Below are 13,432 nucleotides of genomic sequence, written 5' to 3'. Positions count from 1 at the left end.
AGCGATCAGGCTGAGCCAAGACGGGGAGCGCGTTCTGCGACCCCGGCAAAAACGAGAGGAATCTGCCATGACCGTCGAGATCACCACCCTGCCGTCCGGGCTGCGGATCATCACCGACGCCATGCCGCATCTCGCCACCGCTTCCCTCGGGGTTTGGATAGGCGCCGGCTCGCGCCATGAACGGCCCGAGGAGCATGGCCTTTCGCATCTTCTCGAACATATGGCCTTCAAGGGCACGCATCGACGCTCGGCGCGTGAGATCGCTGAGGAGATCGAATCGGTGGGCGGCGATCTCAATGCGGCGACCTCGACCGAACAAACCGCCTATTACGCCCATGTGCTCGCGCAGGATACTCCGCTCGCGCTCGACATTCTTGCCGATATCCTGACCGAAAGTCTGTTCGATCCGCGCGAGCTCGAACGCGAAAAGGATGTCATTTTGCAAGAGATCGGCGCCGTCGAGGACACGCCGGACGATCTCGTCTTCGACCTCTTCAACGCCCGCGCCTTCCCCGATCAGCCGCTCGGGCGCCCGATCCTTGGCACACCAGCGCATGTCACGAGTTTCGGTCCGACGATGATCGGCAATTATCTTTCGACGCATTATCGCAGCGCCGCCATGGTCATTGGCGCCGCCGGCGCCGTCGAACACCAGAAAATTGTGGACGAAGCCGCAAGGCGTTTTGCCTCACTGCCCGTGCGGGAAGCGCAAATCCTGGTGCCCGCCCATTATCAGGGTGGCGAGATCCGGCTGAAGCGCAAGCTTGAACAGGCCCATATCGTGGTCGGTTTCGAGGGCTTGAGCTATCACGATCAAGACTCCTTCTACGCCATGCAGATCTTCGCCAATGCGACCGGCGGCGGCATGTCCTCGCGGCTGTTCCAGGAAGTGCGCGAGAAACGCGGCCTCGCTTATTCCATCTCGGCTTTCCATTGGGGTTATGCTGACGCGGGCCTGTTCGGCTTCTATGCGGCGACCGGCGCGCGTGACATCGCCGAACTGATGCCCGTGGCGCTCGATTGTCTGGCCGAGGCCACGACTGGCCTGACCGAGGTCGAAATCCGCCGTGCCAAAGCGCAAATGAAAGTTTCGCTGCTCGCCGCGCTCGAATCACCCTCCGCACGCGTCGAGCAGATCGCCCGACAATTGATCGCTTTCGACCGCGTCCTGACCCATGAGGAAATCGTCGAAAGGATCGATGCCATCACGCTCGAAGACGTGTGCCGCGTGGGCCAGGCCGCGCTGAAGAGCGCACCGACTTTGGCCGCCATCGGTCCAATTGCCAAGGTCATGTCGCCTGAGCGCATCGCCGAACGGGTAGGATCGCGCTGAATCTGGAGCAAGGAACCAAAAAGTGCTATGCACCATTGATTTCACGCTCTTTCACCCTGTTTCACGCATTAGGTCCCTACCACGAAGCGATTCCCTCTCGACACAGGGAGCCTTGGATAACGCCCCTTGGTTCCCTTTCTGGAGTTTTTACTTTTTCATAGTGTGAGCGAAAATTCACGAGTGGCTCATCGGTCAATGATTATGCCGGTGGCATCAGCGCATCGTCCTTCAGGAAACCAAGCCAATGGCTCTTTTCCGTCTCGGGCCTTCCAGCGAAAATGCCACTTTCGTCCGTGGCGATGGCGTCTATCTGCGGCCGCCGGAAATGCGCGATTTCGAGGCCTGGGCGGGATTGCGGGAACGCAGCCGATCCTTTCTGACACCGTGGGAGCCTACTTGGCCCGGTGACGATCTGACCCGCACCGCCTTTCGCCGGAGGCTGCGGCGCAATGAACAGGAAATCGCTAATGACGAGGCCTATCCCTTCCTCATCTTCAATACCAAGGATGTGCTGCTCGGCGGCCTGACACTCGGACAGGTGAAACGCGGTGTCGCGCAATCAGCGACGCTTGGCTATTGGATGGGTGCTCCCCATGCCGGCAAGGGCTTTATGGGGCGCGCGGTGAGGGCCGTCGTCGGCTTTTCCTTCGCGACTTTACGACTGCATCGGATCGAAGCGGCCTGCCTGCCGCATAACGAAGCTTCGATCCGACTGCTCGAACATGTGGGTTTTACGCGCGAAGGCTATGCCCGGGCCTATCTTCGTATCAATGGCTCCTGGCAGGATCACCTGCTCTTCGCCTTGCTAGAATCCGACCTCTTACTGCCACCGCGCCAGCCGCCGCTCCCTTGAGCCACTCCCTTGCGTCCCTCCGATCACACTTCTGTTTATTCGCTTCAGCGATGAAGATTTGTCAGGCGGATGGGCTCGGGTAAAAGCAGGCTCACCGTCCATTTCAGCCTGTGATTCCATGGAATCGGCTGTTTTCCATCTTTTGATTTAACGCGTGATCCTCGCCTCAAAAGCTTCCCACTTTGGCGGATTATACTCTAGGGTTTCTCCGTGGATACATTTGTCCGCCACCATCCGACACAACGCCCGTGACTGTTTTCGCTAAGACGCCTCTCCCCTCTTTTTCGTCCGCACATAATCCATGCGGCCGGCGCCTGGCGTCATGGCCCGTGATCTTCTTATCCATGGTGCTATGGGCCCTTGGCCTGTCGCTTCCCGCCGCCGCCGTCGAGGCGGTGCGTGTCCCGCTCGACGCGCAAGCGATTGATCTGACCCATTCGGTCGTGAGCTATCGCTCGGAAGGGGATCGCCTGCAGGTTTCGACCGCGCCGGGTTCCGATGGGATCGTGCGCCGTATCGAAGTGAGCGCCCGCGAGGCCGGCACGCAACCGTCCTGGATCGTCTTCGCTCTGACCAATGACACGGATGAGCAAATCGAAAGACTGATCGTCGCACCGCATTTCCGGCTGGTCGGCTCGGGCGTGATCTGGCCCGATCTCGGAGCGACCCGGATTTCCGCGATCACAGCCAGCCAGGGTTTCGCGCCCGAGCGCGAGGACAATAATGACGCCGATGTCTTCCGGCTCACGCTCGATCCCGGCACGACCATCACTTACGTCGCGGAATTGCGCACGCCCAACCTGCCGCAAATCTACCTGTGGGAGCCGGACGCTTATAAGGATAAGATCACCAGCCTGACGCTCTACAAGGGCATCGTCATCGGCATTGCCGGCCTTTTGGCCTTATTCCTGACCATCGTCTTTGTCGTGCGTGGCGCGGTGATCTTTCCCGCCGCCGCCGCTCTGGCCTGGACGGTGCTCGCCTATGTCTGCATCGATTTCGGTTTCTGGAGCAAACTCTTCGATCTCGAAGGGCCGGCCGAACGGATCTGGCGTGCCTGTACCGAAACCGTTCTCGCCGCGACGCTGCTCGTCTTTCTCTTCGCTTATCTCAATCTCAACCGCTGGCATGTGCGCGCCTCGCATATTACGGCCATCTGGCTCGTCTTCCTGACCGCACTCGTCGGTCTTGCGATCTATGACGCGCCGGTCGCGGCCGGCGTCGCGCGTATTTCGCTCGCGACCATTGCCGGCATCGGCTTCATTCTGGTGATCTATCTCGCGGCGCATGGCTATGACCGGGCCGTGATGCTGATCCCTACCTGGTTCCTGCTGCTCGCATGGATCGTTGGCGCGGCCTTTACGGTCACCGGCAAGCTCACCAATGACCTCGTCTCGCCCGCGCTCATCGGCGGCTTGGTGCTGATCGTCATGCTGATCGGCTTCACGATCATGCAAAATGCTTTCACTGGCCTCGCCCTCGGTCAGCACGCCGTTAGCGATGTCGAACGCAAAGCATTGGCGCTCTCCGGCTGCGGCGACAATATTTTCGATTGGAATGTTCCAGCCGATCAGGTCTATGTCGCTCCCGAAGTCGAAGCCCATCTCGGCCTTGATCGCGGCGCGCTGGAAGGACCGGCTTCCGCCTGGCTCGACCTTTTACATCCGCTCGATCGCGACCGTTATCAAGCCTCGCTCGACACCATGCTGGAACAAAGGCGCGGCCGTATTCATCAGGAATTCCGGCTGCGCGCGGTCGATGGCCAATATTTCTGGTTTCTGTTCAAGGCCCGGCCCGTCGTCGCCCAGGATGGCGAAGTGATCCGCATCATCGGCACCCTGGCCGATGTCACGGAAAACCGGATCTCACAGGAACGCCTGCTGCACGATGCCGTTCATGACAATCTGACCGGTCTGCCCAATCAGGCCCTGTTCTTCGACCGGATCGACGCGGCTTTGGTCTTTGCGGCCAATGATCCGGAGATCCAACCCTCGATCATCAGTCTCGATATCGATCGCTTCAAGACAGTCAATGAGACGATCGGTCTTTCCGCTGGCGATTCCATCCTCCTGACCATTGCCCGCAGGCTCGGCCGCATTCTCAAACCCCAGGACGCGCTGGCCCGCATCAGCGGCGATCAATTCGCCATTCTCATCCTGTCCGAACATGATCCCCAGGCCATCACGGCCTTCGCCAATGTCGTTCAGCGCGTCGTCTCGACGCCGGTGAGTTTCGCTGAACGGGAAATTCCCCTCACCGCCTCGATCGGCGTCGCTTTGTTCGATCCGTATCAGCCGCAAAGCCGCGAGGATCTCGTCAAGAACGCCGAAATCGCCATGCATCATGCCAAGCGGGGCGGTGGCAACAGGATCGAACTGTTTCGCGCTTCGCTGCGGGGCTTGCGGTCCGATCGCATCGCCCTTGAGGCGGATCTGCGCCGCTGCCTCGAACGCGGTGAGATGAAAGTTTATTTCCAGCCGATCATCCGGCTCGAGGATCGCACTGTCGCCGGCTTCGAGACCGTTTTACGCTGGGATCATCCGCGTCTCGGCCGGCTGACCGCCGCCGAATTTCTTCCTCTCGCGGAGGAAACCGGTTTTATCGTGGATCTCGGTATTTTCGCCCTGGAACGCACTGGGCGCGAGCTTGCCACCTGGCAGAACGCGCTCAATGTCGACCCACCCATTTTTGCGAGCGTCAATATTTCATCCCGGCAATTGCTGCGTCATGATCTTCTGCATGACATCAAGACGTTGCTTGCCCGCTTTCATGTCGCGCCCGGCACGCTGAAGCTTGAAGTCAGCGAGAGCCTGATCATGGAAAATCCGGAATATGCGGCGCAGATGCTGGGTCGCATCCGCGAACTCGGCGCCGGCCTGTCACTCGACGATTTCGGCACCGGCTATTCCTCCCTTGCCTATCTGCAGCGCTTTCCTTTCGACACGATCAAGATCGATCGTTCCTTCGTCCATCAGAACGGCCAGGGGCAAGGATCGCGCTCCGTCATCCTGCGCGCCATGGTGACTTTGGCGCATGACCTCGGCATGGATGTGGTGGCAGAGGGTGCGGAATCGGAATCCGATGCGATCGAACTGTATCAGCTCGGCTGTGAATATGCGCAGGGCCACGCCTTCGGCCATCCGATCAGCATGGCTGACGCCCGCAAGCTGGTCGGTGCCACGACGATAGCAGCTTAAAAAAGAAAGGCCCTTTCCGCAGGCAGCGGGAAGGGCCTTTTGATTTGCCTGAAACCATCAGGATTTATGCGTGGCCGGCTTCGCTGGAGAGATAGCCGGGATCGATGCCGACCTTGCGCAGAGCGCGCTCATATTTGGAGCCGAGCGCATCATCGAAGATCAGGGACGGATCAGCGGGACAATTCAGCCAGCCATTGTGCTGGATTTCTTCTTCCAATTGTCCAGCAGACCAGCCGGCATAGCCGAGCGCGAGAATGGCCTGATGCGGCCCCGACCCCTTGGCGATGGCCCGGAGAATATCGATCGTCGCGGTGAGCGACACGCCGCCATCGATCGGCAAGGTCGAATTATCGATGAAGAAATCGTCGCTGTGCAGGACGAAACCGCGCCCCGTTTCAACGGGACCACCATTTAGGACCTGCATCGTTTCGGCGCTGTTCGGCAAGCGGATCGCCTCATCGGCGCCGATAACCTCCAGCTGGACGAGAAGCTGCGGGAAATTGATCTTGCGCGCCGCGCGGTTGAGGACGATGCCCATGGCCCCTTCCTCGGAATGGGCACAGAGATAAATGACCGATCGAGCGAAACGATTATCCACCATATTGGGCATGGCGATCAGCAACTGACCGTCCAGGAACGCGCCAGTCGATTGTGTCGAGTCCAAAGACATCATCGATATCATCCTAACGTACCTCCCCGAGGAAGAGAAAGTCGCAGCCCAGGTTGCACCACTCGATCGTGCCAAATAAATTCGGCGAACCAAGGGAAAAAGCCTGTCAAAGGCTTCATGCAAAACTCTGTCCACTCATTGCGAGGCGGGTTCATGAAAAGTCAATTTCTTCAAGGTATCTTATCACGAAGCCTTTGCCTCGGCTTAAGCAGTGCCTTGTTTTTATTGGGCTCCTTGGAGGTTTCTTCGGATCTTTGGGCCGGTTCGCAACAGCCGGCCACTCTCGCGAATCCAGACGTCGAGGTGATCAAAGGTGAAGCAGAACAGGACGGCATCTATGTGATTGGTATTGCCATCGAGCTCGCCCCAGATTTGATGACCTATTGGCGGATGCCCGGCGAGGCCGGGGTCGCCCCGGTCTTTTCCTTCGATCATTCCAGCAATCTCGCCAAGACCACCGTTCTTTATCCGGCCCCCGAACGGATCAGCGATGAAGGTGCTGAAATTTTTGGCTATCGGGGCCGGGTCGTGTTCCCCATACGGGTTGAACCGCGAGACGCACACGAACAAGTCACGCTTTCGCTGGCCCTCGATTATGCCACCTGCGGTAAGATCTGCCGTCCGCAAAAGGCACAAACCGAGGTTCTTTTATCGCCCGGGAAAACGTCTCTTGCCAATCCGCGTCTCACCGAGGCTCTATCCGAGGTTCCCACGACGCTCACGCCCGAAGCGGTCGCCTCGGCGATAAAAATCATGTCCGAGCCAGGATATGATCATCCGACATGGCGGTTGCAATGGGTGAACGGTCACGCTCGCGACCTCTTCGTCGAGGCGCCGGACGGCTGGTATTTCGAGACAAAACCGACAGGGCAGCCAGATGAATTTCTGCTGCGGCAAATCCTGGCTCCCGCCGGCACCGGGGTGGAGGCGCCGCCACCGCCCCTGACATTGACCTTGGCCGGGATGGACCGCCACAAAAGCTATGAATTCTCCTTGCAGCTGCCACCCATAAAACCCACACAAAGGAAATCGTGAACGAGAGCCTCCGCCACGAGCCTTGCATCGCGGCCAACCAAAGCTGCTCCCTCCCTCATTTTCTCCTGGTCATGTCCGATTCCCCTGATTTCTCCCAAGATCCCACGTCGCGCGCCTATCCGGCCTATCCTTTCATCGGCGCAAGCGTCGCCGTTTTTCGGCGCCTGCCATTCGCTCCCCGCGCACAATCCGTGGAATTTTCGGACCGTGTCCTGCTCGCGCGCCGCACGAAGCCACCCTTTGACGGCGCATTTTCTCTGCCCGGCGGCCTTGTCGAAATCGGCGAAAGCCTCGCCGCAGCCGCCCTCCGCGAACTCTGGGAAGAAGTCGCGGTCAAGGCGAGGATCGTCTGTTTCAATCGTCACGTCGAGTCGATCGAACAAGATGAAGCCAAACGCATTCGCTATCATTTCGTCATTGCTTCCTTCGTCGCCGAATGGCTCGGAGGCGATGGAGAAATCGGCCCGGAAGCCAGCGAAATCATATGGGCGCGGCTCGATGAATTAAACACTCTTCCCTGCACGCCCATGGTGGAGCCCGTCGTGCGCGCGGGCTATCCACTCTTCCTCCAGCATTTGCGGGGCTGATGTGAAAAAAGGGCGGATGGTGGCTTGCTTCCGTTTCGCCAGCGCCATGCTGGTGGTCGTCCCGATCATGGCGAACACTTCCGCTTGGGCGCAATGGGACTGGTTCGAGGGGGTTGAAAAGCCAGCCCAACCCTCACGGCCGGTTCCCCATTCTGTACCAGCACTGCGCGTTCCGCCACGCTCCACGCCGAGACCGGACCGTTCCACGGCGGCTTCGCCAGGGAAAAAACATCACGAACGGCCGCATTCTCACGATGCTGATCCAAAGCCCGCGCATAAAAAGAAGGGGCAAGCCAAACAGGAGAGCACAAAGGCCGCCCCGGACTCAAATTCCCCTTCACAGCCCGTTGAACGCAAACCCGCTCCCTATGAAGGCGATCTTCTCAGGCTCGCCGAAATTCTCGGCGCTCTGAGCTATCTCGAAACGCTCTGTGGGGGACGGACGGAAAATTGGTCTGCAAGAATGACGGCGCTCATGGAGGCGGAAGCTGGCGGAGAACAGGAGAAGGAGCGTCTGGCGGGCGCCTACAATCGCGGCCTGCGCGATTATCAATTATCCTATCGTCTCTGCACGCCGAATGCGCAGGCGATCATTGCGCGCTTTTTCGCTGAAGGGGCCAGGATCAGCCACAGCGTCATCGACCGTTACGGTGCTTATTAGGGCGGGACGAAGCAAAAATTCGAGAGTGTTCCAACGATCATAGGGATGACCGTTGGAACACTCTCAATATTGTATGTGTATCACTATCCAGAAACAGACCGGAGACAATCCGATCTGTTTCGATAACCGAACAATCCAATCACGCAATTACGCGTGGTCTTGAACGCCGTTGTGCACCTTGAAAAGAACCTTGCCTTCGCGCCAAGCGAAAGCGCCTTCCGGCTTGGCAACTTGGATCTCGCGTTCAATGATCAGGCGATCGCACAGCATGATGATGATCGCTTCAAGCGGGGCGGACGTGTCGTTCTCTTCCGTCATGCGATCGATCGAGATTTCACCGAACTCTTCGCCATCGATGAGATGCATGATGAAAACTTCTTCGTGGCCCGGGGCGCCATGTGCATTCACCCGAAACGTTTCCCCGCGATATTCGAATTCACGTACCATGTTGTCCGTCGCTCTTTCTGGTTAGAGGTTGACGCTGAAAGTATAAACAATCATCAGCCATACAGGCGTGAGTTGCTGAACCATAATCATGAGCCGAAGGCGCGGTCAAGTCGGGTGAACACCCGTTCTTCTTGTCGTTTCAGGAACAAAACCAAACGCAAGCTGCGTTTCTACTCCATTCCTCGGCCTCTAACCTCTATCGCAAGATATATGCAAGCTTTACGTCTGTCTTTTTACGTTCGTTTTCCGACAAGCAATATATGAATTACAGTATATAGCTTATCGGATCCGATCAGACCTTGGCCTCAACCATTATTTTGTCGCGTTGCCTTGTTTTTAAAGGATCTCCAAACATGGGTGCGCGCAACCTTGCAACGGACATGGCCCTGTTCTTCGGGTCTGCAATAAGACGGCACGCTCCTTCGGCGGCTTTACTCTTGTTGTGAGAAGACGCTCTACCGTGTCAGAAACCGCACAGGCTCTCCCTGCCCCGCTGTCACGATTTCACCCTCCCACATCACCTTGCGGCCCCGAACCAGGGTGCCAATAGGCCAGCCGGTGACGGTCTTGCCATGATAAGGCGTCCAGCCGGCGCGCGAGGCAATCCATTCATTGGTGATCGTCTCCCGCCGTTTCAGATCGACGACAGTCAAATCCGCGTCATAACCGACCGCGATCCGGCCTTTGCCTGCTATTCCGAAGAGACGCGCCGGGCCGGCACTCGTCAGATCGACGAAACGCTGAAGCGTCAGGCGTCCCGCCTGGACATGATCGAGCATCAAGGGCACCAATGTCTGCACGCCGGTCATCCCCGAGGGGCTCTGCGGATAGGGTTTAGCCTTTTCCTCCAATGTATGCGGCGCGTGATCGGAGCCAAGAATATCAACGATGCTCTGATCGAGCCCATACCAGAGTCTTTCCCGGTGGCGCGCGTCGCGCACAGGCGGGTTCATCTGCATCAAAGTGCCAAGCCGCGCATAATCCTCGGAAGACAGCGTCAAATGATGCGGCGTGATCTCGATGCTGACGCGTTCCTTGTGCGCGGCTAGGAAATCGATTTCCTCAGCGGTCGACACATGCAGCACATGCACGAGCGCGTTCTGTTCATGGGCGATCCGCACGAGGCGCCGCGTCGAGAGAAGAGCCGCTTCCTCATCACGCCACAAGGGATGCGAGGAAGGGTCACCCGCCACCCGCACAGGCTTGCGTTCATTCAAACGCGCTTCATCCTCGGAATGAAAAGCCGCGCGGCGACGGGTTTGGGCAAGAATGCGGGCAATGCCCTCATCATCCTCGACGAGCAGGCTGCCGGTCGAGGAGCCCATGAAGACCTTGATGCCGGCCGAGCCCGGCAGGCGCTCCAATTCCGGAATGTCCTTGGGATTGTCATAAGTGCCGCCGACCCAGAACGCGAAATCGCAATGCATGCGATGCGTCGCGCGGGCCACTTTATCGGCCAGTTCCACCGCCCCCGTCGTCAGCGGATTGGTGTTGGGCATTTCAAACACTGCCGTGACGCCGCCAAGCACGGCCCCGCGCGAGCCGGTTTCGAGATCTTCCTTATGGGTCAGACCGGGCTCACGGAAGTGCACCTGCGTATCAATGACGCCAGGCAAAATGTGCAGCCCCTCGGCGGCAATGGTTTCACCGGCACTCGCCTGCCGCAGGTGGCCGATCGCGGCAATCTTGCCATCCCTGATACCAATATCGCGGGCGGCGATTCCATTATGATCGACGACAATCCCCCCTTTCAGGAGAAGATCGAAATTGTGCGGCATGGCCCATCCATTGCTTGTTCCACCGACAAGCTTGCGCGTGACGGCTTGCGAGATGATGCGTTCAGTAGACCAATGGACCGCAAGGGCGGAACAGATTTTTTCGGGGCTGCCCTGCGCTTTTTCTCAGCAAGCGTTCCAGCACCGAGCTGAACCGCACCATATTTTTATTTTCCAATCAAACCCCATTTGAGCCAGGGCAATCATCGCTTACGGGAACGGACGGGACTTAAAGTCGAGGATCTCGAATGGATACAGGAACCTGCTTTCTCGCCGATCGCGGCGTTCTCAAGATCGTTGGTGACGCGACCGCCTTGCTGCACAAGGTCATCACCAACACCATGCTGAACTTCGTCCCTGGCGAGGCGCGCTATAGCGCGCTGCTGACGCCACAGGGCAAGCTTCTGTTCGATTTCTTCATCCTGCCGCTGCCCGAAGGCCCTGAAGCCGGCTATCTGATCGATTGCGCCAAGGAGCAATCGGCTGATCTCCTCAAACGCATTAATTTCCACAAGATGCGGGCCAAATTCACCGTCGAGGATGTTTCGGAACAGTTCGGGGTCGCCGCTTTCTGGGGCTCAGACCCCGCGCCAGCGATCGAAGGCGCCGTCATTTATCTTGACCCGCGTGCTCCGGAAATGGGCAAGCGCCTCATCGCCTCGCGCGCGGCTCTTGCGGCCTTGCCTGCGGATACGACCGCTTATGAAGCCCATCGCGTCAGCCTTGGCGTTCCCAAAGGCGGCGTCGATTTCCCCTATGGCGACACATTCCTGCATGACGCTAATATCGACCGCTGCAACGGCGTCGATTTCAAGAAAGGCTGCTATGTCGGCCAGGAAGTCGTCGCTCGGGTGCATTTCCGTAGATCAGCCCGCAAGAGAATCATTCCGCTCCATTTCGAGGGCCCGACGCCCGCCCTTGGCACTGAAATCAAGGCGGGCGAAACTTCGATCGGTCAAGTCAGTTCGACAGCCGGAGCGGCGGGCCTCGCCATGCTGCGTCTCGATCGGCTGGAGGACGCTCGCACCGCCGGCACACCCGTCAAGGCCGGTGAAGCCGTAGTGGAAGCCTTCGTGCCGGCAGAATTCGTCGAAAGCGCCGCCGGGGTCGAGAAAAGACTCTAAAAACGTCTGAACGGCCCTCGAACGGTCCTGAAAGGGGCAACCCACTTCAGGATCAAAGCTCTAAAATTTGCCTTTCCGCTTCTATCGGCCTAAGGAAAAGCGCGCTCACCCCTCTTGATCGACTTGCAGTCGATCAAGAGGGGCCGCCAGCGAAATCCGCTGTACCGAACAGATTTTATTCTGGTCCCGCGCCAAAGACTTGCCGAATTCCATGCCGAATTTCGCCAACCCTACCGTCTTCCTGCAATGGACCGGCCGCCTCGCGCCCTGGCTCGCGGCGCTGACGGCTTTTCTGTTTGGCCTTGGCCTTTACCTCGCATGGTTCGTCGCACCACCCGATTATCAGCAAGGCGAGACCGTGCGGATCATGTATCTGCATGTGCCCGCCGCCTGGCTCTCCATGTTCATCTATTTTGTCATGACCTCGGCGGCGCTCGGCACCCTGGTCTGGCGACACCCGCTCGCCGATGCGGCGCAAAAGGCCGCTGCCCCGCTCGGCGCGGGCTTTACCTTTTTGTGCCTCTTCACCGGCTCGCTCTGGGGCAAGCCCATGTGGGGCACCTGGTGGGTCTGGGACGCGAGGCTGACCTCCGTGCTCGTGCTTTTCCTGATCTACCTCGGTCTTGTTGCTTTGTGGCAAACGATCGAAGAGAGCGGCAAGGCGGCGCGAGCGGCGGCGATCCTGACGCTGGTCGGCCTCGTCAATATTCCCATCATCAAATTTTCCGTCGATTGGTGGAACACGCTGCATCAGCCGGCGTCCGTATTTCGGCTCGGCGGGCCATCCATTGCACCGACGATGCTCTGGCCCTTGATCATCATGGCCCTCGCTTTCACGAGCCTGTTCCTGACCCTGCATCTTTATGCGATCCGCAACGAGATCCTGCGCCGGCGCTTGCATCGGCTTGCCATGCTCGCAGCCTCGGGGACCTCTCCCTATCGCACGGCAAAGCCCGAGCCCGCTTGATGATGGATGATCCCAATAGTTCCTATGTCATCGCGGCCTATGGATTCGGCCTGTTGATCATTCTCGGGATGATTCTGGCGATCTGGCGTGATTATCGGCAGTTGAAACAGAAACTCGCAGCCTTCGGCGGCAAGGCCAGTGGACGCGGTTTCGGGCAGGATCAGGAATGAGCGAGGCACCGCAAAAGAGTCCCGGCCCGGCAAACAGACGATCCTGGCTCATTTTCGCGCCGCTGCTGCTCTTTCTCGCGATTGCCGGTCTGTTTCTCGTGCGGCTTTTTGCGGGCGATGCTTCCCTTCTTCCTTCGGCCTTGATCGATCGGCCCACGCCCACCTTTGCCCTCAGCCCCGTGGAAGGCTTGCAAGACGTCACGGGACTGAGCAATCAGGATCTCGCCCAAGGCCATGTCAGTGTCGTCAATTTCTTCGCATCCTGGTGCGTGCCCTGCCATCAGGAACATGGCGTTTTGATGCAGCTTGCCGCCGATCCAACCTTGCAGCGGGCGGGACTACGCCTCTACGGCATCGCCTATAAGGACAAGCCGGAGAATATCCGCCAATTCCTCAACCAGAGAGGCGGCAACCCTTACGCCGCCATCGGCAATGATGCGAAAGGCCGGGTCGGAATCGATTGGGGCCTTTACGGTGTACCGGAAACCTATGTCGTGCGGGGCGATGGCACGATCGCCTACAAGTTCATCGGCCCACTCAGTGATGAAAGCCTGCGTGAGACGCTGGTGCCGGAAATCAAGAAAGCTGACCTCGGACATCATCAATTCTAGAA

General features: G+C 58.7%; 13 protein-coding genes. 10 read left to right on the top strand and 3 right to left on the bottom strand.

The window, feature by feature from the left end; translation table 11 throughout:
• Positions 1–67 precede the first annotated feature (67 nt).
• The 3 genes from BIND_RS03695 to BIND_RS03685 all read left to right on the top strand — a co-directional run bounded on the left by BIND_RS03695 (position 68) and on the right by BIND_RS03685 (position 5,383).
• Positions 68–1,333 (top strand): M16 family metallopeptidase, encoded by a 1,266-nt coding sequence (locus BIND_RS03695; RefSeq protein ID WP_012383728.1) that lies wholly within the window; start codon positions 68–70, stop codon positions 1,331–1,333.
• A 244-nt stretch (positions 1,334–1,577) separates the two neighbouring features.
• Positions 1,578–2,186, top strand: a complete 609-nt coding sequence (locus BIND_RS03690; RefSeq protein WP_012383727.1) for a GNAT family N-acetyltransferase — start codon at positions 1,578–1,580, stop codon at positions 2,184–2,186.
• 344 nt (positions 2,187–2,530) lie between these two features.
• On the top strand, positions 2,531–5,383 hold the full coding sequence (locus BIND_RS03685) for a sensor domain-containing phosphodiesterase (protein ID WP_012383726.1): 2,853 nt from the start codon (positions 2,531–2,533) through the stop codon (positions 5,381–5,383).
• A gap of 64 nt (positions 5,384–5,447) precedes the next feature.
• Here BIND_RS03685 and BIND_RS03680 read toward each other — a convergent pair whose 3' ends face one another.
• The gene (locus tag BIND_RS03680) at positions 5,448–6,065 is read right to left on the bottom strand and encodes a YqgE/AlgH family protein (protein ID WP_012383725.1); all 618 of its coding nucleotides are present in this window, start codon (positions 6,063–6,065) and stop codon (positions 5,448–5,450) included.
• 291 nt (positions 6,066–6,356) lie between these two features.
• On the opposite strand from BIND_RS03680, the gene BIND_RS19990 reads away from it, so the two are divergent.
• From BIND_RS19990 to BIND_RS19985, 3 genes are read left to right on the top strand one after another with little or no spacing between them, the layout of a single operon-like run.
• Positions 6,357–7,088: a protein-disulfide reductase DsbD domain-containing protein gene (locus BIND_RS19990; RefSeq protein ID WP_158304350.1), complete on the top strand. Its 732-nt coding sequence runs from the start codon at positions 6,357–6,359 to the stop codon at positions 7,086–7,088.
• Positions 7,085–7,675 carry an NUDIX hydrolase gene (locus BIND_RS03670; RefSeq protein WP_012383723.1) on the top strand — a complete coding sequence of 197 codons (591 nt, stop codon included), beginning with the start codon at positions 7,085–7,087 and terminating at the stop codon, positions 7,673–7,675. Before BIND_RS19990 ends, BIND_RS03670 begins: the two co-directional genes overlap by 4 nt.
• A gap of 16 nt (positions 7,676–7,691) precedes the next feature.
• Positions 7,692–8,336, top strand: coding sequence for a TIGR02301 family protein (locus tag BIND_RS19985; RefSeq protein ID WP_012383722.1), 645 nt, complete (start codon positions 7,692–7,694; stop codon positions 8,334–8,336).
• Between the two features lie 147 nt (positions 8,337–8,483).
• Here BIND_RS19985 and BIND_RS03660 read toward each other — a convergent pair whose 3' ends face one another.
• On the bottom strand, positions 8,484–8,783 hold the full coding sequence (locus BIND_RS03660; protein ID WP_012383721.1) for a hypothetical protein: 300 nt from the start codon (positions 8,781–8,783) through the stop codon (positions 8,484–8,486).
• Between the two features lie 455 nt (positions 8,784–9,238).
• A complete protein-coding gene (locus BIND_RS03655) occupies positions 9,239–10,561 on the bottom strand; it encodes a dihydroorotase (RefSeq protein WP_012383720.1) in 1,323 nt (440 codons plus the stop codon).
• A gap of 245 nt (positions 10,562–10,806) precedes the next feature.
• Between BIND_RS03655 and ygfZ the strand changes: the two genes are divergently transcribed.
• From ygfZ to BIND_RS03640, 4 genes are all read left to right on the top strand, one after another.
• Positions 10,807–11,682 carry a CAF17-like 4Fe-4S cluster assembly/insertion protein YgfZ gene (gene ygfZ, locus BIND_RS03650; RefSeq protein WP_012383719.1) on the top strand — a complete coding sequence of 292 codons (876 nt, stop codon included), beginning with the start codon at positions 10,807–10,809 and terminating at the stop codon, positions 11,680–11,682.
• A 211-nt stretch (positions 11,683–11,893) separates the two neighbouring features.
• Positions 11,894–12,649 (top strand): heme ABC transporter permease, encoded by a 756-nt coding sequence (locus tag BIND_RS03645; protein WP_012383718.1) that lies wholly within the window; start codon positions 11,894–11,896, stop codon positions 12,647–12,649.
• Positions 12,649–12,819 (top strand): heme exporter protein CcmD, encoded by a 171-nt coding sequence (ccmD, locus tag BIND_RS20450; RefSeq protein ID WP_012383717.1) that lies wholly within the window; start codon positions 12,649–12,651, stop codon positions 12,817–12,819. Before BIND_RS03645 ends, ccmD begins: the two co-directional genes overlap by 1 nt.
• Complete coding sequence (locus BIND_RS03640; protein ID WP_012383716.1) at positions 12,816–13,430, top strand: DsbE family thiol:disulfide interchange protein; 615 nt, start codon at positions 12,816–12,818, stop codon at positions 13,428–13,430. Before ccmD ends, BIND_RS03640 begins: the two co-directional genes overlap by 4 nt.
• Positions 13,431–13,432: the final 2 nt, after the last annotated feature.

It is taken from the genome of Beijerinckia indica subsp. indica ATCC 9039 (assembly GCF_000019845.1).
GTDB classification, from domain to species: domain Bacteria; phylum Pseudomonadota; class Alphaproteobacteria; order Rhizobiales; family Beijerinckiaceae; genus Beijerinckia; species Beijerinckia indica.
Note: the sequence above shows the minus strand (reverse complement) of the source record. Positions and strands in the feature narration are given on the sequence as shown.

Bases quoted from the DNA above. Each gene is read 5' to 3' on its own strand.
- BIND_RS03655 (WP_012383720.1), bottom strand. From the start codon at position 10,561: ATGCCGCACAATTTCGATCTTCTCCTGAAAGGGGGGATTGTCGTCGAT.
- BIND_RS19985 (WP_012383722.1), top strand. From the start codon at position 7,692: ATGGTGGCTTGCTTCCGTTTCGCCAGCGCCATGCTGGTGGTCGTCCCG.
- BIND_RS03645 (WP_012383718.1), top strand. From the start codon at position 11,894: ATGCCGAATTTCGCCAACCCTACCGTCTTCCTGCAATGGACCGGCCGC.
- BIND_RS03660 (WP_012383721.1), bottom strand. From the start codon at position 8,783: ATGGTACGTGAATTCGAATATCGCGGGGAAACGTTTCGGGTGAATGCA.
- BIND_RS03680 (WP_012383725.1), bottom strand. From the start codon at position 6,065: ATGATATCGATGATGTCTTTGGACTCGACACAATCGACTGGCGCGTTC.
- BIND_RS03695 (WP_012383728.1), top strand. From the start codon at position 68: ATGACCGTCGAGATCACCACCCTGCCGTCCGGGCTGCGGATCATCACC.
- BIND_RS03640 (WP_012383716.1), top strand. From the start codon at position 12,816: ATGAGCGAGGCACCGCAAAAGAGTCCCGGCCCGGCAAACAGACGATCC.
- BIND_RS03685 (WP_012383726.1), top strand. From the start codon at position 2,531: ATGGTGCTATGGGCCCTTGGCCTGTCGCTTCCCGCCGCCGCCGTCGAG.
- ygfZ (WP_012383719.1), top strand. From the start codon at position 10,807: ATGGATACAGGAACCTGCTTTCTCGCCGATCGCGGCGTTCTCAAGATC.
- ccmD (WP_012383717.1), top strand. From the start codon at position 12,649: ATGATGGATGATCCCAATAGTTCCTATGTCATCGCGGCCTATGGATTC.
- BIND_RS03690 (WP_012383727.1), top strand. From the start codon at position 1,578: ATGGCTCTTTTCCGTCTCGGGCCTTCCAGCGAAAATGCCACTTTCGTC.